This window comes from Gilliamella sp. B3801, from assembly GCF_026536645.1.
GTDB lineage: Bacteria > Pseudomonadota > Gammaproteobacteria > Enterobacterales > Orbaceae > Gilliamella > Gilliamella apicola_I.
Genome location: NZ_JAFNNR010000006.1, coordinates 97,488 through 116,824, shown reverse-complemented (window position 1 = coordinate 116,824; position 19,337 = coordinate 97,488). Strand labels below are relative to the sequence as shown.

At 34.0% G+C, this 19,337-nt stretch carries 13 protein-coding genes; 11 read left to right on the top strand and 2 right to left on the bottom strand.

From position 1 onward, the window contains the following. The first annotated feature begins 15 nt into the window (after positions 1–15). The 11 genes from J3U14_RS07020 to J3U14_RS06970 all read left to right on the top strand — a co-directional run bounded on the left by J3U14_RS07020 (position 16) and on the right by J3U14_RS06970 (position 17,858). The gene (locus J3U14_RS07020) at positions 16–1,452 is read left to right on the top strand and encodes a MotA/TolQ/ExbB proton channel family protein (RefSeq protein ID WP_267352497.1); all 1,437 of its coding nucleotides are present in this window, start codon (positions 16–18) and stop codon (positions 1,450–1,452) included. Positions 1,453–1,550: 98 nt separating this feature from the next. Beyond that, on the top strand, positions 1,551–2,948 hold the full coding sequence (locus J3U14_RS07015; RefSeq protein WP_179855830.1) for a TolC family protein: 1,398 nt from the start codon (positions 1,551–1,553) through the stop codon (positions 2,946–2,948). 19 nt (positions 2,949–2,967) lie between these two features. Beyond that, a complete protein-coding gene (locus tag J3U14_RS07010) occupies positions 2,968–3,528 on the top strand; it encodes a hypothetical protein (protein ID WP_267352498.1) in 561 nt (186 codons plus the stop codon). Positions 3,529–3,621: 93 nt separating this feature from the next. Then, positions 3,622–4,920, top strand: coding sequence for an HlyD family type I secretion periplasmic adaptor subunit (locus tag J3U14_RS07005; RefSeq protein ID WP_267352499.1), 1,299 nt, complete (start codon positions 3,622–3,624; stop codon positions 4,918–4,920). Between the two features lie 27 nt (positions 4,921–4,947). Beyond that, a complete protein-coding gene (locus J3U14_RS07000) occupies positions 4,948–8,838 on the top strand; it encodes a beta strand repeat-containing protein (protein ID WP_267352500.1) in 3,891 nt (1,296 codons plus the stop codon). A gap of 26 nt (positions 8,839–8,864) precedes the next feature. After that, positions 8,865–12,788: a beta strand repeat-containing protein gene (locus tag J3U14_RS06995; protein WP_267352501.1), complete on the top strand. Its 3,924-nt coding sequence runs from the start codon at positions 8,865–8,867 to the stop codon at positions 12,786–12,788. A gap of 15 nt (positions 12,789–12,803) precedes the next feature. Then, on the top strand, positions 12,804–14,846 hold the full coding sequence (locus tag J3U14_RS06990) for an ATP-binding cassette domain-containing protein (protein ID WP_267352502.1): 2,043 nt from the start codon (positions 12,804–12,806) through the stop codon (positions 14,844–14,846). A 338-nt stretch (positions 14,847–15,184) separates the two neighbouring features. Next, positions 15,185–16,192 (top strand): tetraacyldisaccharide 4'-kinase, encoded by a 1,008-nt coding sequence (lpxK, locus tag J3U14_RS06985; protein WP_267352503.1) that lies wholly within the window; start codon positions 15,185–15,187, stop codon positions 16,190–16,192. Between the two features lie 3 nt (positions 16,193–16,195). After that, on the top strand, positions 16,196–16,381 hold the full coding sequence (locus J3U14_RS06980; protein WP_267352504.1) for a Trm112 family protein: 186 nt from the start codon (positions 16,196–16,198) through the stop codon (positions 16,379–16,381). Between the two features lie 16 nt (positions 16,382–16,397). Continuing rightward, complete coding sequence (gene kdsB, locus J3U14_RS06975; protein WP_267352505.1) at positions 16,398–17,162, top strand: 3-deoxy-manno-octulosonate cytidylyltransferase; 765 nt, start codon at positions 16,398–16,400, stop codon at positions 17,160–17,162. Between the two features lie 3 nt (positions 17,163–17,165). After that, positions 17,166–17,858, top strand: a complete 693-nt coding sequence (locus J3U14_RS06970; RefSeq protein ID WP_267352506.1) for a DUF2461 domain-containing protein — start codon at positions 17,166–17,168, stop codon at positions 17,856–17,858. An 81-nt stretch (positions 17,859–17,939) separates the two neighbouring features. Here J3U14_RS06970 and J3U14_RS06965 read toward each other — a convergent pair whose 3' ends face one another. Then, positions 17,940–18,602: a MarC family NAAT transporter gene (locus J3U14_RS06965; RefSeq protein WP_267352507.1), complete on the bottom strand. Its 663-nt coding sequence runs from the start codon at positions 18,600–18,602 to the stop codon at positions 17,940–17,942. Between the two features lie 108 nt (positions 18,603–18,710). Beyond that, positions 18,711–19,229 (bottom strand): single-stranded DNA-binding protein, encoded by a 519-nt coding sequence (locus J3U14_RS06960; RefSeq protein WP_267352508.1) that lies wholly within the window; start codon positions 19,227–19,229, stop codon positions 18,711–18,713. Positions 19,230–19,337 lie beyond the last annotated feature (108 nt).

Sequence of the window (19,337 nt, the reverse complement as noted above, 5' to 3'; positions counted from 1 at the left end):
TTAAGGATGGATAAAGTGAAGTTGAATTCTGTTAAACGATCGATAAGATTTATATTATTGATCCTCTTTGTAATAGTAATAGCTTATGCATATTTTTTTGATGATCTTTTAGAAGCTATTAATCATAATAAAATTATCAATACCGCTATTATTTCAATGCAAGTTATTGGTGTAATTTATACTTTTATTGTTTCTGTTTCACTAATGAGCGGAATCAATAGCTGGAAAAAGTTTTTATCAGTAGCCTCAGAAAATCCCAATAATTTTGATAAATTAAATAACTTTCCTTTTAAAGGTGCAGTTAAAGGGTTAAGAGGGCGTGTATCTGATTTGGCACTTTCAGGTCCAGAAATCCGTAATTCTGTTCTAGACAAATTAAAAGATAGCTTTTCCCACCGTGTATCTGGCGCAGATTATTTATCAGGTTTATTAGTTGGTTTAGGGTTATTAGGTACGTTCATTGGATTAATCTTAACAATGGGCAGTATCCGTGAATCAATGGATATTGTTACTAATAATACCAGTGATATTTCAGCTTTACTTGGTGGTATTGCCGCACCTTTAGGTGGCATGTCAGCAGCATTTACTGCATCATTTCTTGGATTAATGGGTTCTTTAGTAATGGGCTTATTAGCGCATTTATTAGGCTCAATAGTTGATAATATCTATTTTTCAGTTGAAGATTGGGCTAAAACGAATGCTAATGATGTAGGCGTTTCTATATCAAGTGTAATTAATGGTTCTACTGAGTCTGCTCTTGCATCACCTTCGGACGTTAAATTGCAAACAACGAATTTAAATGCAGCTTTATTAGATTCATTTAATCAATTTCTTAATTATCAGAAAAAATTCGAAGATAATCAATTACAACAGATTGAAAGCACCAATAAATTATCTAATTATTTTGATAAGCTCATTCAACAGCAAGAGCAGAGTTTTGCCTCACAAAACCAAATATTCAATTCTATGCAATCTGTGTTGGGGCAAATACAAAGTGAGTTAGAAGGTGTCAATTCAATGCTTGCCTCTATTGATGGTCAACAACCTATTTTACGAAGTATTCAAGTCGAATTAGAAACAGCGAATAATGCGTTAAATGCAATTGATGAACATACGGTGAAAATTAATGAGGTTCAAAGTCAAACAATTGAAGTTATTGAAAATGTTTATACCTCAACAGATAGAAATCGTACTGCTCTAGTTGAAGCAATTGGTGGAATGAATGCGGATCGCATACAAATAGTTCAAACATTTAAAGAAGTAGCTGAAACACTGACATGTTTGCAATCTGAAATGGAAGGTGTTCGCCAACAGTTATTAACGATTGAATCCGTTGCTCGTATGAAAACAAGTGATTCCGAAGCAGTAGTACAAGTAGTGCGTCAACAAAATGAATTTTTGCAAGAATGTGTTAGTCAAATGACTACATTAAGAGCATCTGTTCAAAATTGAGTTAATACTTTGTGTAGCACAGTTAATTAACTCTATTTTATTAAAGATAAGATGGAGTTAATTATTTTTAAATAGTTATTTGTTATATGGATTATGTTGTGAAAAATAAAATTATCGTATTAAGTGTGCTTTCGTCCCTTATGATTGGTTGTACTGTTAAACATGAGCTACCAAATACCCAAAATACTTACGAAGCAAATGAAAATATTCTATTAGCTAATAAACAATTACCTAGTATATTGCAAAATGGTTTTGATATTGAATCAAGAGGATTATCTTTAGCAGAAGCCATAGAACTTGCTCAATATTACTCCTTGCGTACTGTTTCTGCGAACTCAAGATTAGAAGAAGCAGATGCAAGAATAGATGAAATGAAAGCAACATACTATCCTAAAGTTAATGTGTTAGCTAAAACTCGCGATAAAGCCTTCGATCGAATGAGCTCGATATCAAGGTCTAATGATGAATATGCTCAAGCTCAGGTCTCTTTTCAATATAACCTGCTTGATTTTGGTCGTACTCGTTATAGTGTAGATAGTGCAAAACAACTTCGTGAATCAGCTAAATATGTTGCTGATTATGAAAAGAATAAAGTTACGTTCAATGTAGTGAAAGCTTACTTTAATGTACGTCGTTACACGCAACAAAAAGATTACGCTCAAGATTATATAAAAGAAATGTCACAACTTGTAAATACTATTGGTGTACAAGTTACAGGAGGGCTTTCACCTCAGTCAGAATTAATCAGGGCACAATTAGCATTAACCAATGCACAAAATGCTTCTAAATCAATTGAACTTCAATTGAAAAAATCGATACAAGAGTTGAATTCTTTGTTGGGTCGTTCAGCGCCAACCCATCCTGTAAAATTGAAAGAAGTATTTATTACAAGTCAATTATATGACCAAATCTTGAATAATGTGTTGGAAAATAACCCTGATATTAAATCTTCTGAGGCTCAGTTAAACAGTGCTCGTTCAGAAATTGAGGTTGCAAAAAGTGCACGATATCCTTCAGTTGATGCTGTCGGCTCGTATAGTAAACCTTTCCAACATCCAAGTGATAAAAATGGCAATTTCATCGGTGGTAAAGTGTCACTACAAGTTAGTATGCCTGTCTTAGATGGTGGTATTAATTCATCAAGAATCAGTCAAGCAGTAGCTCGATATAGTTATAGTATGGCTTCTTACAATCAACTGGTACGTGATATTAAAGAGGTTTCAAATAATTTGGTAGAAGATGCGCTTAACTCTACTGATACTTACCTAATACAATCGAAAGCCGAAGATGATGCAAGTAGAACTCGCAAATTATATATGGATGAATTCATTTTAGGTAAACGTAATCTAAACGATTTATTAACCGTAGAAACAGATTACTTTAGTGCGAAAGTAAGTCGATCATCAGCATTATATGATTATTATCTTTCTACACTCGGTTTATATTTACTTGCTGATAAGTTAGATGATGGAATGTTCAAACTTAGCTTAAAATAATGAAAAGAAAGGTATTTCTATGAAATCAAATTCACATTTCTGGCCAGCATATGTTGATATGATGACAGTATTATTACTTGTATATCTTCTAATCACGTTACTTTTTCAAATATTAATGATTATTGCTCAACAAAATGTTGGGATTAAATTGCGTGAGCGTAATCAATTAGTGACTAATGTTTATAAGTATGATCAGGGTGTCAATCCAAATGAATTACGTTTGGATTTTCAGGGGCCTAAAAATCGAAATTTCTTAACAGAAGCAAATAAAGAAAAATTGATTCAATGGATTGATGCGAATAAAGACCAAATCGAAGAAAAAGGTGCTGTTATTTTTGCTACTTCGTCAGATGACGCACAAGTTGGTTTTTCTTTAAGTCTACAATATCAACGAAGTTTAGAAGTGTTTAGTATTTTACAATCTCGAAAAGTTTCCGTTCAAAAAGTAAAAATAGAAAATGCTTCTGTTAATAGGAGTGATATTGGATTTGTATCTATCCGTATATTACGTGATGATGAAGTCAATGTGGTTGAAAATCAGCCTTCAGAGATTCAAAGTCAAAGAATGATACAGAACTAAAATATAGGCGCAATAAATTACTAGTACAGGTAAATTAAAGTGGTCATCGCTGCCAACTGATACCAACAAATTAATGACAATATTTGAATCAAAATGAAAGATAGATTTAGAGAAAAATTTCAAGATGGAGTGGTAGTTTTAAAAAAACTAGCTAACTATATGCCAACAGGAATAGCAGGTAGAACACTACTTGTTATCGTTCTATTTCTAATTTGGATTTCATTATTTAAAGTTGATGTGTTAGTTAAAGGTGTTGGTGTTATTCGTGTCGAAAGTCGAAATATCACTCTTCAACACCCTGAAGGTGGCGTTATTCAACAACTTTTGGTGCATGAAGGGCAGCATGTTACAAAAGGACAATTAATTGCGATTGTTGATAATAGCTATGTTAATGAAAGCTTTGCCAAAAATGAAATTGAACGCAAAGCTTTATTGGTCAGAATAGAACGACTTAATGCAGAATTAAGTAATGAAAAATTTGAACCTAAATTTACGGGTGAAAAATCATTAGATGAAATTATAACAAATGAATTGCATTTATTTGATTCAAGATCCGTAGCTTTACGGGCACAAAAACAAGTCATTAATGCTCAAGTAGAACAGAAGAAAGCGCAAATTTTAGAATTGGTCACTAAAATTGATGATCTTAGCAAACAAGCGGAGTTGGCTAAACAAGAAGTACAGCTTTACAAAAACATGGTAGCTAAGGGAGCAGCAGCACAAGGAGCTTTGCTTCAGAAAAAACTTGAAAATCAGCAAATACAAACCGCACTTAATGAGTCCAGATTAAGAGTACCACGATTAAATAGTGAACTTTCAGAATATGAAGCAAGATATGAACAGATTCAAGCTGACTTCATATCTGATGTTCAAAAACAACTAACTCAAGTTAATATCAATTTAAGCGATGTTGATAACTCGCGAACGCACAGTGAAGGACGACGAGAAAACTCAAAAATTGTCAGTCCTGCCGATGGCGTAGTTCAGCGTCTGTTTGTTGCTCATACAGGTGCAGTTATTCGAGCAGGGGGAGAAGTAGTTGAAATAGCACCTTCAGAAGTCCCTCTCATTGCTGAAGTAAAAGTAAGACCAGAAGATAGGGATCGTATTTGGGAAAAAATGGTTGCAAGATTGCATATCAGTGCTTTTGACGTTTCATATGCTAACACACTAGAGGGAAGAGTATCTGTTATCAGTGCAGATGCTGTTTCAGACGAAAATTTAGGTCGATATTACCTTGTTAGTATTGAAGTTCCTTCTGAGAAATATAATGTAACTATGTACCCAGGTATGAGTGTCGATGCATATTTGCTGACTGGAAAAAGGACATTACTGGAATACTTTTTAAAACCCTTATTGTCAAACAGTTCTCTTGTTTTTTCAGAACCTTAACTTATTTAGATGAATGGATATAAATAGATGTCACAATATAATGAATTACCAATGCCTGCATCATCAGAAACAGCTGTTGTTCCTGTTACCTATGCAGAAAACTATATACCCGTTAATTATAAAGATGTTGAATTATTAATTAATGGTACTGATTTGATTATTCAGTCTGGTGATAAAAAATTAATATTACCATTAGCGGCTAAACTAGCATCATTAGACCCAAATATATTTACTTTTTCATTTAAAGATGGGGTTACAATCAATGCTAATGAGTTAATTTCCAAGTCTCAATCTATTAATACTGCGCCAAAGTTAACTGAAAATAATGAATCTGATGTTACTGAAAAAAATGAGATGAAGGGGCAAGATGAACATGAAGTTATCGAACCTGTCGCTAATGAATCTGTTGAAATTATCGTAGTCAATAATTTAGACAGTCAATTACAAAAAGATGAAGAGAGTATTGAAGATCTTGAAAAGTTTATTTCAAAAAATTCTTCATCAACTATCAGTGATAATGATAACAATATTTCAGAAAATATCCCGTATCCATCAACATCCGATACAGCCGAATCTTCAAAGGAAAAATTTATTGCAGAATCGCATGAAATTATCGATATCAATGATAATAATAATAACAATAACGACGATAGCTCTGATGAAATCGATATTCCTTCAATAAAGTTATTACAAATCAAATCGGTTGTTAATAACTCAAGTAAAATTTGGATAGCGGGTACCGGTAATGACGAAGCAGCTGAATCAGAAAATTTTAATATCCAATATGAAAATATTCATATAGATCTATCGGGAGAAACAGAAAATTGGACAATTTACGCTAATGATGAAACGAAGCTACCTATTGGGCAAATAGGGCGCGTTATAGAAATTAATGATGCAACAAGTGTCGTTTCTGTTACTGGTCAACTCGGAAATATGAAAATCATTACAGCTGATTCGGCACTCGGTAAAGAATTTGGATTAGCTGCAAATCAATTTTTAATTATTTATCCTGAAGGAATAAAATCGTCTTTTAGCCTTGCTTTAAGCTATATTGATAATCAAGGCAATACAGTAAATGAACAGGCTAATTTTGATATTACCGATCACCCAGCAATTATTGTTGATAATACTGGGCATTTTCAACTTTCATCAACCAAAAATAATGTTGATATCACCGCTGGTAGTGGGGATGATACCATTTTTGCAGGCAATCAAAATGGACATTATGATGGAGGTGCTGGTACAAATACAGTTAATTATAGTCAACTTAAAGAATCACTGGTTATTGATTTAAATAATGGAAAAACTGACGCCAAAAATACCCACCATACATTAAAAAATATTCAAAATGTAATTGGAAGTAATAATGGCGATACCATAATTGGGCATAGCCAAGAAAATAATATACTCACTGGCGGTGATGGTAATGATACGATTATGAGTGGTGGGGGTAACAACATTATTGATGGCGGTAAAGGTATCAATACCATTGCCTTTGAAAATGTGACTAGCGGTGTTCACGTTGATTTATCTGCAAATAAAGTTATTAATAACGGTAATGGTGGCACAGACTCTGTTAAAAATATTCAAAATATCACCGGTAGTGATTTTGATGATATTTTAATAGGCGATGATCAAGACAACCTCATTGTCGGTGGTAAAGGTAATGATACTTTATCAGGTCGAGGTGGAAATAATACACTCGATGGTGGTGAGGGAATTAACACCGCTGACTATTCAGACGCTGAATCTGGAATTGAAGTGGATTTAACAAAAGATAATAACCAAGTTGAAGATAATGGATTCGGTGGAAAAGATACACTAATTAATATCCAAGCTATTGTTGGAAGTGATTATGATGATAAATTCATAACAGGTGTTGGCACTACCATTATTGATGGTGGCGCTGGTGATGATCACTTTAAAGTTGGTGGTAATGAAGCGAGCATCACATTTTTAAGTGGAAATAGTGGTAATAACACCTATGAAGCAGGAGCAGGATTTAACAATTATTTAGGGGGAACAGGTTTTGACACCCTTAGTTATGTAAATGCAGCTTATGGAATTAGCATTGATTTCAATAAAAGTATTGTTTATGACAATGGCTTTTCAGGTATTGATATTTTAAAGGATATTAATAAAGTCATTGGAACTAATTTTGATGATTATTTCGTTTTAGGTAATGGCGATCATTCAGTCGATGGGGGTCTTGGTAATAATACAATCATAGCAGGTTCTGGCAACAATAAAATTGATGGAGGAAGTCAAGGCGCAGGTTTCATTAATACTGTTGATTACAGTAATGCAACTTCAGGTCTGGAAATGGATTTAGTAACGGGTGATGTTGCTAAAAATGGCTTTGGTGGTCAAGATAACATAACAAACATTCAAAAAATTATAGCGACTGATTTTGATGATGTGATCTACAGTAGTGCTAACGATCTAAGTATTTTAGCTGGGGCTGGAAATGATACAGTTTACGGCAATTATGGTAATGATATTCTTGATGGTGGAGAAGGTGTAAACACATTAAGATATGATGCTCTCAGTGACGGTGTTACTATCAATATGAGTAACGGCACTGTTACTAAAACCTCTGGTACAGATAATTTTACCAATTTCAATACTTTTATTGGTTCAAAAGGCAGTGATGTTTTCATCGCTGCAGCAGGCAATCAAACAATTGATGGTAGCTCAGGTCACGATGCCATAGATTATAGTGGTATGTCTGGAAGAATGGTGGCTCATCTTGATACTAATCAGATTGATGATGATGTTAAAGATAGACATTTATTTCATCACACCGTAAAAAATATTGATGAAGTTAGATTTTCAAATGCTTCAGGTAATGTTGGTTATACTAAAACATCGGGTTCAACAAAGTTTGTCGGCGGTTCATTAAATGATACCTTCTATATTTTAGGCGGAAATAATGAAATTTTTGGTGGAAGCGGCACAGATATAATCAGCTATCGATACTCTACTACTGGAAAAGGTGTTGTAGTAGAACTCAATCAAAGTGGTACAGGTTATGCAACACAAAATAGCTATGGTGGTAAAGACCATATTGTGGATGTCGAAACCGTTCATGGTACCGAATTCAATGACTATATTAAATCTTTCGCTGAAATGAGAGGATTTTCTGGTAACGATACACTAGAAGGCGTTGGTAAAAATGCGTGGGTTGATTATGGCGATGCATCAAATGTGGATATCGATTTAGAGAAAGGTATTGCTGTAAAAAGTGGTGGGAAAACCACAGGTACAGATAAACTAATCAATATCAATAAAGTTGTAACTGGTTCGGGTGATAGTATTGTTCGAGGCAATGATAACGACAATGTTATAACCGGACGATTTGGAAACGATACATTTTACGCTTCTACAGGAAACGATAGTTATAACGGCGATCGCGGTAATGATACGTTAATTTATAATGAATTAAATAATACTAAAATTGAAGTTAATCTTAATACTAACACAATTGTCAAAACCCATGATAATGGTAATCAAGGTGTGGACAACTATAAAAGTATTGAAAACATCATTGGAACCAATGGTAATGATATATTCAAAATTACCTCATTAGCAGATTTAAATGGCTATCAATGTATTGACGGAGGTCAAGGATTTGATGTTGTTAAAAAATCTGGTCAAACAGATAATTTCTTTTTTGGAAGTTCAACTATTTTTAAACATATAGACAGTTTTGATTTCAAAGACAATAGCATGGATAGAATTTCCATTGATTTATCGACCTTTTTTGATGCTTTGGATACAGATTCAGTTGAGTTTGTTTTAGATAGTAATGACAGTTTAGCATTAATAAATTCTTCTTCTTGGTCACATAGTGTAAATGGTTCAAAAGAAATTTGGACAGATGGTACACATGAATTAATCGTTGACCGAGTATAAATAGAGATAAGAAGTGAGACAAGTTTATGAGTAACACAAATACAGCCTTAACACCGATGGAGCCAGCTCTTTCAATTATTCCTTTTACTTATGAAGACAATAAAATTAATGCTTCATGGGAAAAAGATAAAGTATCTTTATCAATTAATGGTTCGGATTTAATCATTACTACAGGTGACAATCGTAAATTGATTTTAACGATGGGAGCCGAATTAGCTTCTTTAAATGGAGGCGTGCTTTCATTAGCATTTAATGATGGAAAAAAATTAAATTCATATGAAATTATGAGTTTAGCGAAAATTGAAGATATTACACCAGAGATAATTGAAACAAAAGCACCTGAACAACTTACCACTAAAGAGGATGACATCACTGTCGAAAGTGTCGAAGATAAAACGGTTGATCTCACGACAAACATGACAGACAATTTTATTGTTATTGATACAAGTGGTGGTGCGGACACGTCATCAAATGAAATTCAATCTTCACTTGAAAATATGATGGATTTAGACATGCAAGTGAAGCCTGCTAAACTTAAGTCACCTCATGCAGATATTGTTTTTAAGAAGAGTTCATCATCCAGTTCGGATTCTGAAAAGTTTCAATCAAGTATCGATGGCGAAGTTCCAATTGTTGAAAGTAAACCACCTGCAAGTATTACGCCAAAGATGCCTAATGTTAAACTTTATCAATGGGAAGGATTAATCGATAGTGCTCAACATGTTTACGATGTCGGTGGTGGTAATCTAACAGCAAGAACGGATGTTACAGCCAATGCGCAGTATTCAACAACACTGGTTGATCTTTCGCAAGAAAATGCTGATTGGACGGTTAACGTAGCTAATCAAAATTATATTGAAGAAGGTAAAATTCTTCGTATTGTCTCTTTTGATGATGCTCAATCAATAGGTAACATAACAGGGCTTCCTTCTGACTATGAAATTATTCGAGGCGGTACAGCGCAGGGTGATAAATATGGTTTATCGCTCAATGAAATCATTATTTTATATCCAAAAGGTCAGATTAATAAATTCTCGATTTCGGTAACATACACTGATTCAAATGGAAAAACTGTAACAGAAGACTTTAATTTTTCAGTTGTTGATTCCCCTTCATCACTTATTGATATCGATGGAAACATACTGTTATCAAGTTCCGCTAATAATGTTCATGTTGTTGGTGGTGCTGGAGATGATGTCATTATTGCTGGCACAACACAAGATATTTATGACGGTGGAGCTGGAATTAATACTGTAGATTATAGCCAAGTAAAAGGTGACTTAATTATTGATTTACATACGAAAACTGTTACAGGAGCTGTAAATCAACAGGTTGAAAATATTCAAAATATTATTGGTAACAATGGTGATAATACTTTTATCGGAAGCTTAACAGAAAGTAACAACTTGATTGGCGGTGATGGCAAGGATATCTTTTTTGTTGGTGGTGGCAAAGATAATCAGATAGATGGCAAAGGCGGTATTAATACAATAAGTTATGAAACCACTGATAACGGAGTCAATGTTGATTTAACTAAGGGCATTGTTACCGATGCATTTGGTCGAAACGACTCAATTCGAAATATTAATAACATTACTGGTACACATTTTGATGATGTCTTAATTGGAGATGATAAAGACAATATCATAATTGGTAATGGTGGTAATGATATCCTTGTAGGTATGGGGGGTAACAATACGCTAATAGGCGGTAATGGTGGAAATAGTACGGCCAGTTATCAAGAATCCGTAAAAGGAATTAATGTTGACCTTTCTAAAACAGATAAACAAGTTATCAATAATGGCTTTGATGGTTCGGATACTTTAACGAATATTCAATCAATTAAAGGTAGTCAACATGATGATATTTTTAAAACCGCCAAAGGTAGTATAACGATATATGGTGGTGAAGGTAATGATACTTTTTATATTGAAGGTGATGCAATTAGTCGAGCTGTAATTCACGGTGAAGCAGGTAATAATCTTTATGTTGCTGGGCAAGGTTATAACTCCTTTATTGGTGGTTCAGGAATTGACGTTGTAGATTATCATCTAGCGTCTTCGGCCATTGATGTAAATCTTAAAACACGACGTGCCTATTCAAATGGTTTTGGCGGTGCGGATCAGCTAACTAACATAAATGGCATTGTTGGAACTGATTTTGACGATCGTATTGAATTGGCTAATGATACTAATTATCTCATTAGTACAGGCGCTGGCGATGATTATCTTATTGTAGGCAAAGGCGGAATGTCTAATTATTATGATGGAGGAGATGGTGTCGATACTATCGATTATAGTAATGTCGCTAATGGCATTGAAATCAGCCTGAAAAATCAAGTAGCAACAAAGAACGGTACCAAAGATAGCAATGGTCTTGATGGTGTAGATAAGGTCTCAAATTTCGAAAATATTGTTGGTTCAGCTTTTGATGATATCATTGAAGGAAGCGATGCTGATAATATTATTCATGTTGGTGGCGGGTCGGAAAATATCATCTATGGTTCTTTGGGTAATGACCAAATTATCACTAAAGGTAATGGAACGAATACGTTAGATTATAGTCGTTATTCTATTGTTGCACAGAATTCTGGGATTGAGATAGACGCTACTAATGGAACAGTAATAAAAGATATCAACGGACAGACATATCAGGATAGTTTTACAGCGGGTGGATTCGCAAAATTTGTTGGTACGGAATATGATGATACATTCATTATAAACCAGAGTACAACATTTGTTGACGGTAGTGGTGGAACTAACTCGCTTATTTTAGATGAAACAATGCAAGGATCGTATATTGTTGATTTAGAAAACAATCGTATTACAGCTAATAATTATGATGCTGAAATAAAGAATATAAATAATGTGACCATTAAAAATGGTACTTTGCAGTTTTATGGAAACGAAACAGAAGGTAATACCGTTATTGCTGGTGCAGGTGATGATCATATCCATGCTAAAGGTGGTGATAATTTTATAGACGGTGGCGCTGGTAGTGACTGGCTCTATTACGATGATGGAATTCAAGGTGTGGTTGTTTCGTTAGATGCAAACGGTAATGGTACGGCGACTAATGGTTTTGGCGGAAAAGATACGATAAAAAATATCGAAAACATATATGGTTCACAATATGACGATATAATATCAGGAAAAGGAATTTTAATTGGTGGTGATGGAAACAATACATTAATTGGTATTGGCAATAATGCAGTTGTTCAATATAAATCACCAAATGGAATTAAAGCAAATCTTGACACAGGTATAGTAAGCGATAATGGGTATGGTAAAGAAGATCGTATCGTGAATATACACAAAATCATTGGAACTGATAAAGATGATGAATTTTATGGTAGTAGTGTAAGTGATGAAATTCATACTGGTGCTGGAAATGATATTGTTTACGGCAGTAGTGGTAATGATAGAATAGTGAATACTAGTGGTAATACGAAAATAGATTATACTAATTTAAGAGAAGGTATAAGAGTTTATATTACTAACAATAAAGATATGACAGTTTCTAAAGGTAATTGGGGGAGAGATACACTTACTTCCATTACCGATATTTCAGGAACTAATTTTAATGACGAGTTTCAATTCAGTTCGCTTACCGATTTCAATCGATATCACTCAATTGATGGTGGTTTAGGTATAGATAGTGTCACCAAAAAAGGAAGAGCTGGAACGTTTGATTTTAGTGTCGTTAATAAAAATTTATTTAAACATATTGATATTTTCAATTTTAAAGATGGGGTCGCTGGTGATTTTATCCTCGTAAATTTAAGTGATTTATTTGAGAATATGGATAATAACAATATTCGATTTGATACCGATAGCACTGATTCATTACAAATTTTAGATAGTGCAGGTACTTGGGTACATTCTGAAATTTCACCGGGTGTTGATCAGTGGACAGATGGAACCCATACATTAACTTGGAATCATGTATAGGTATCAGATATCTTTATGAATAGTGAATTATCTACAAATTCTGGTGATATTTTTCAACTAAAGTCGGTCTTGTCAGAGGCCGCAAAAAAATTATCTTTACCTGTTGGTCAATGGGAATGGCAGGAGCAGATTGAAAAACTAGAGCAGACTGCTAACCGAGAAATGTTGTTTGAGTTGGCACAAAAATATCTTGGTATAGAATTATTTCCTTGTTCCGAAGAACATAATGCTGTCAATAAAGGGTTATACGTTGCTTTTGAAGAACAAACAGGATGGTCTCTGCTTACCGTTCATTCTAATAAGATAAAAAATGAAAAAAATGTTAAATTAGATAAACTGCCAAAGGAGACTTGGCGTGTCTTGCTAACTGAAAGAAAAAATAAATTAAGTTGGCGTTCATTGTTGGTTATGGGGCAAAAAGAAAATAGGATTATCAGTCGTCTTTTTTGGACAACTCTGATAATCAATCTCTTTATCATGCTCATTCCATTATATTTAAATGCAATATATGATCGAGTAATACCCGGGCAAGCTGACTCTTCACTTTGGACACTATCCTTAGGCGTAATGCTGGCTATTTTAGTTGAGTATTACTTTAGAATGGATAGAATAAAATTGGGGTGTGAATATTCATCTTTAGTACAATATCGTTTAGAACCTAAAATTATTTCTGAACTTATTCAAGTTATGCCTAGCTTTAAAACTCAATGGGGACGCAAAGTAATTGAGGCAATGAACAACTGGAATGTGTTTAGAATGCAGTTTTTAACGTTCTTTTCAAGCACAGTATTAGATCTGGTTTTCAGTCTGCTTTATTTTATTGTTATTGCGATTGTTGCGGGTTGGTTAATAGTTGTTCCTATTTTTATTTTTATATGTGCAATCGTTCGTATTACGCTTTTTTATTTTGAAAATAAATCTATTCCAACGATAAATGCTCAAGTCCCTTTTTCACCGACAACTCTTGAATATTATCAGTCTTCGGTTTCTTATAAAGAAGCGACTTATACCTTTCTAGCCGGTAATGAAAAAGCGCAGCAAAATGAACAAAAACGCTATATTATTCATAACCGCTGTAGTTCTTTTTTAATGGGTTTAACTAGTTTACAAACTGTGCTTGCCGTGATTGTTGCTTTTTACCTAATACAGACAGGTCATATGTCGCCAGCAGGTTTATTTGCGACAATTATTATTGGTGGTCGTTTGAGTCAACCGTTTTTCTCGTTAATGCATATGTTACCTAATCTTGAGCGTATGACTAACTCCATGAAACAGATTAATGCGCTTCTTGATAAAGAACAAAATGAAAACGGATTATTAAGTGGCTTCAACGGCCCTAAAAATGGTTGGGGGGCATCTAAAGTTAGTTTCAAATATCACCCTTCCTTACCTTGTTTAGACGATATCAGTTTGCAAATCAAGTCAGGTGAACGAATAGCGATAGTTGGTGGGCCAGGATCAGGGAAAAGTACTTTATTAAAATTATTATTAGGTATTTTAGAAGCAGATGAAGGCAACATAACATGGAATGGTTTTATGTTAACTAAATCTATTGCGGATTCATTACGAAGTGAAACTCATTATCTATGGCAATATAGTGGTATTATCGGCGAAACAGTATACGAATATCTTACATTAAATAATAAACCTGACCAAATTTCGCATGATCGCGCTTTAGAAGTATTAAAACAAGTGAATTTGCAAAATTTGTTACCTTTTTTAAATAATGGACTTGATACTTACTGGCGCCAATTGCCTGTTCCGTTAACGATTTTACAACGTCAAAAGTTAGCTTTAGCTCGATTTATTTTATCTCCGCATAGCATATCATTTTTAGATAATCCTAGCGCCGAGTTAGATCCGAATACTGAGCAGTTATTGTTAGCACAACTTGATTTACGTGCAAAACAAGGACAAACAATGGTTATTGCAACAGACAGAACTAATCTTTTGAGCTTTGTTGATCGAGTTATTATGCTTAATGGTGGCAATATTGTTTTTGACGGAAATAAGCAAGATTTCCAACAATATTTGCAAAAGACAGCTCAAGATAAATAAATTTGATTGATTACTGATAATCAATTCATTTTTCAATGATAAAAAAGGATTTGATAAGAATCCTTTTTTATTTGTTGTTTCCCTTCTATATTAAAATTATTGTCAGTAATACTGAATGATTAAAAATTCTCAAATTTAAACTTTTAACATTGGTTTAATCGATTTTAAAATTATAAAATAGGGTAATTTTTTAAAAGGCTTACTTAACTATGCTTTGTTAGATTATTCTCATTGTCTAAATTAAAAATGACTAAAATGATTTGGATTAGTCAATAAACACCAGAATAGATTACAATAGCAAATTTAATATAAAAGCATAATTCAATGGTGAATAAACAATGATTGAAAAATTATGGTATGGTAAAACACATTTTTATTGGTTACTGATGCCATTATCATGGTTGTATGGATTAATAACATTGGTTAGACGCCAACTCTACAAAGCAGGAATATTAAAATCTTGGAAATCACCTGTACCTATCATCGTAATTGGAAACTTATCGGTAGGTGGGAATGGAAAAACTCCACTGGTAATAGGATTAATTGAAGCTTTAAAGACTAAAGGTTTAAAAATCGGTGTTGTTTCACGTGGATATGGTGGAAAAGCAGAAAGTTATCCGCTTATTTTAGATGAACAAACAACCACCGCACAAGCTGGGGATGAACCAGTATTAATTTATCAACGAACACATGTGCCAGTTGCCGTTTCTCCCAATCGAAGTCAAGCGGTACAAGCTTTATTAGATAACTATCAATTAGATGCAATTTTAACTGATGATGGCTTACAACATTATGCATTAAAGCGAGATATTGAAATTGTGGTTGTTGACGGTAAACGCTTATTTGGTAACGGTTGGTGGATACCAGCAGGGCCAATGAGGGAGCGACAAAGTCGATTAAAATCTGTTGATATTATTATTATTAATGGCGAAACTAAAAGTCATTTAGCTGAAAAATTCCCCGAAAAAACTTATACAATGCAACTAAAACCGCAATATGCAGTAAATTTATTAACAAAAGAAAAAATAGAATTGCATTCATTAAAAAATATCTGTGCTATGGCCGGTATTGGTGATCCCAACCGTTTTTTTACAATGCTGAATACACTCAATGCTGATGTGATCAAAACAGTATCATTTGCGGATCATCAAAATTATACTTTGCCATTGTTAGCGAATATTGCTACACAAGATCAAACCCTTTTAATGACAGAAAAAGATGCGGTAAAATGTTTCCAATTTACATTACCAAATTGGTGGTATTTACCCATAGAGGCAATATTGCCTAATCAGGTAACTAATCAAATCTGCTCATTGTTAGAAGAAATAAAATCTAAAAGAGAATAAAAAATGAAAGAAATCCTCCTTAAGGCGCTAGCTTGCCCTAAATGTCATGGTGAACTTCAATATGATACTGAACAAAATAGTCTAATATGTCCAAAGGATAAACTTGTTTATTTAATCAAAGATAATATTCCTGTGTTACTGGAAAACGAAGCGAAAACACTGAATTCTTCGATTTCAGTTCACGAATAGGTAAAAGGTTTTAATTATGAATTTTTCGGTTATTATTCCTGCGAGATATGCTTCAAGTCGTTTACCGGCTAAACCGCTTGCTGATATTCATGGTAAACCTATGATTGTGCGAGTGATGGAGCAAGCCAAAAAGTCTTCAGCAAATCGGGTAATTATTGCAACTGATCATCAACAAGTATTCGATGTGGTGAAATCTTATGGCGGTGAAGTAATTCTGACTAGCAATAAACATAATTCGGGTACAGAACGATTAGCAGAAGTCATCAATGCCTATCAATTTTCCGATGATGAAATTATTGTGAACGTACAAGGTGACGAGCCGCTAATTCCACCAATCATCATTGATCAAGTTGCTGAAAACTTAGTACAGTATAAAACAGGAATGGCAACATTAGCTGTTCCAATCGATTCAGCAACAGAAGCATTTAATCCTGGTGCAGTGAAAGTAGTGACTGATAAAGATGGGTATGCACTCTACTTTTCACGAGCAACCATTCCTTGGGAAAGGGATCGCTTTGCGAAATCTGAAGATCTTTTCAAACCAACAAGTATTGGTGATTTTTATCTTCGACATATCGGGATTTATGCCTATCGAGCTGGTTTCATTCGTCAATATATCAATTGGGCACCTTCTACACTTGAGCAGATTGAAATGTTAGAACAGTTACGTGTACTTTGGTATGGTGAAAAAATTCATGTGGCAGTTGCTAAACAGGCCCCTGCTATAGGGGTTGATACACAAGAAGACTTAGAAAAAGTCAGAAAGTTATTCAAGGATTAAAATATGGCACAATTTTCTGGTTTTACCCAAACAGGACTTAATTTTTTACAAGATGTATGGATTAATAATAGTAGAGCATGGTTTGACGAGCACCGATCAATCTATGATAATGAATTAATCAAACCATTCCGGCTGTTAGTAGAACAGTTAACCCCCAACATGCTGGAAATTGATGAATGGTTTGAAACAAAACCAGCTATTGGTAAAACGATATCTCGCATACATCGTGACACACGTTTTTCAAAAGATAAATCGTTATATCGTAGTCGTTTATGGTTGACATTTAAACGACCAAACCGAGATTGGAAAGAAGCGCCTGCTTATTTTTTTGAAATAGCACCAGATTGCTATCGTTATGGACTTGGCTATTATTGTGCATCAAAGCAGACAATGGATATTTTTCGTGAAGAAATTCTTAATGATAGTGCAAAATTTTTAGACATGATTCGTTGTGTTAAAAAACCATTTGAACTTGTTGGTGAAAGTTATAAACGCCCACTAATTAAAGATCAAGATCCAAAAATAGCAACATGGTATAATCGAAAAAGTTTAGCAGCAATGGTTACAAACTCCAATATTGAAGATTTGCTAAACGGCGATCTACCTAACAAATTATCAAAGGGTTTTAAACAACTATTACCGCTTTATGATTATTTAATGCGGGTGGAAATGATAAAAAATATTCCCAATTTATGATTTAACACTGTGATTAAATGAGCTAGCCTAAGTAAACGACATTATTATTAATAAACAACTTTTTCAAAATGATTTAGTTTACTAAATATTGGGAAAGCTCATGATTAATTCTTTTACACCATTGATAATAAATTGAGTACCAACACAAACTAATAAGAACCCCATAATTCTTGAAGTCGCTTCAATTCCACTTTTTCCCATAAAACGCATAGTACTGCCTGCACTTCGCATACAAAACCAAAGGATAATACACAATAAAAGCGGAACTAAGATTGAAGAAGTATAAACAACCCAACTTGAAATATCATAACCTCCACTTTTTACTGTTGAAGCCATACTGATAATCATTGCAATCGTTCCAGGGCCTGCCGTACTTGGCATGGCTAGTGGTACAAAAGCAATATTATTCGATATTTCTTTCATTTTAGCATCGGCTTCTAACGTTCGATGAGAAGGTTGCTGAGGAAACAGCATTCTAAATCCAATAATACCAACAATCATACCACCAGCAATACGCAAACCAGGAATGGAAATACCAAACGTGCTCATCACTAGCTGTCCACCATAAAAAGAAACAACCATAATGATAAAAACGTAAATACAAGTCATCTTAGATTGGTAATTACGCTCTTCATTAGTCATATCACCCGACAAACCTAATAAAAGTACGACAGTAGTTAACGGATTAGTTAAAGGAATAAATAATATTAAACCAAAGCCAATAGTTTGTATCAGTTCAAACATAACACTATAAAATGAATAAAATTGGTAGGTTATAAGTATAATTGAAATTAAAAAGATAAGAAATATGGGCGCTTAATTACGCCCAATATTTTAAATGGGAGAGAAAAATTAAAAAGGAATATCGTCATCAAAATCCATTGGTGGTTCAGGAGCTTTAGGTTGAGCAGAGGGTGCGGCTTGTGGTGCTGGGCGAGCCGCAGCGGCAGGCGCAGTTGAAATATTATTAGCACTTTGGCCCCAATTTTGTGAATTATCATCAAAGTTATCATTGCCATTTCGTGAACTTAAAATTTGTAATGTGCCACCGATTGGATTAACAACAACTTCTGTCGTATAGCGGTCGTTACCTGTTTGATCTTGCCATTTACGGGTTTGTAATTGACCTTCTAAATAAACTTGCGTGCCTTTCTTAATATATTCACCAGCAATTTCAGCTAATTTACCGAAAACAACCACACGATGCCATTCAGTACGATCGCGGTTTTCACCTGTTTGTTTATCTTTCCATGATTCTGAAGTTGCTACGCTAAAATTTGCAACAGCGCTTCCGTTTGGCATATAGCGAACTTCTGGATCCTGACCTAAATTACCCACCAAAATGACTTTATTTATTCCTCGGTTTGCCATTATATACTCCTAAAAATTGCTTAAATATTTAATTTGCGTATTGTAACATGAGACAACAGCAACATCACCGTTTTTAATTTAATTCTGGAATATTACTTCTATTTTTAA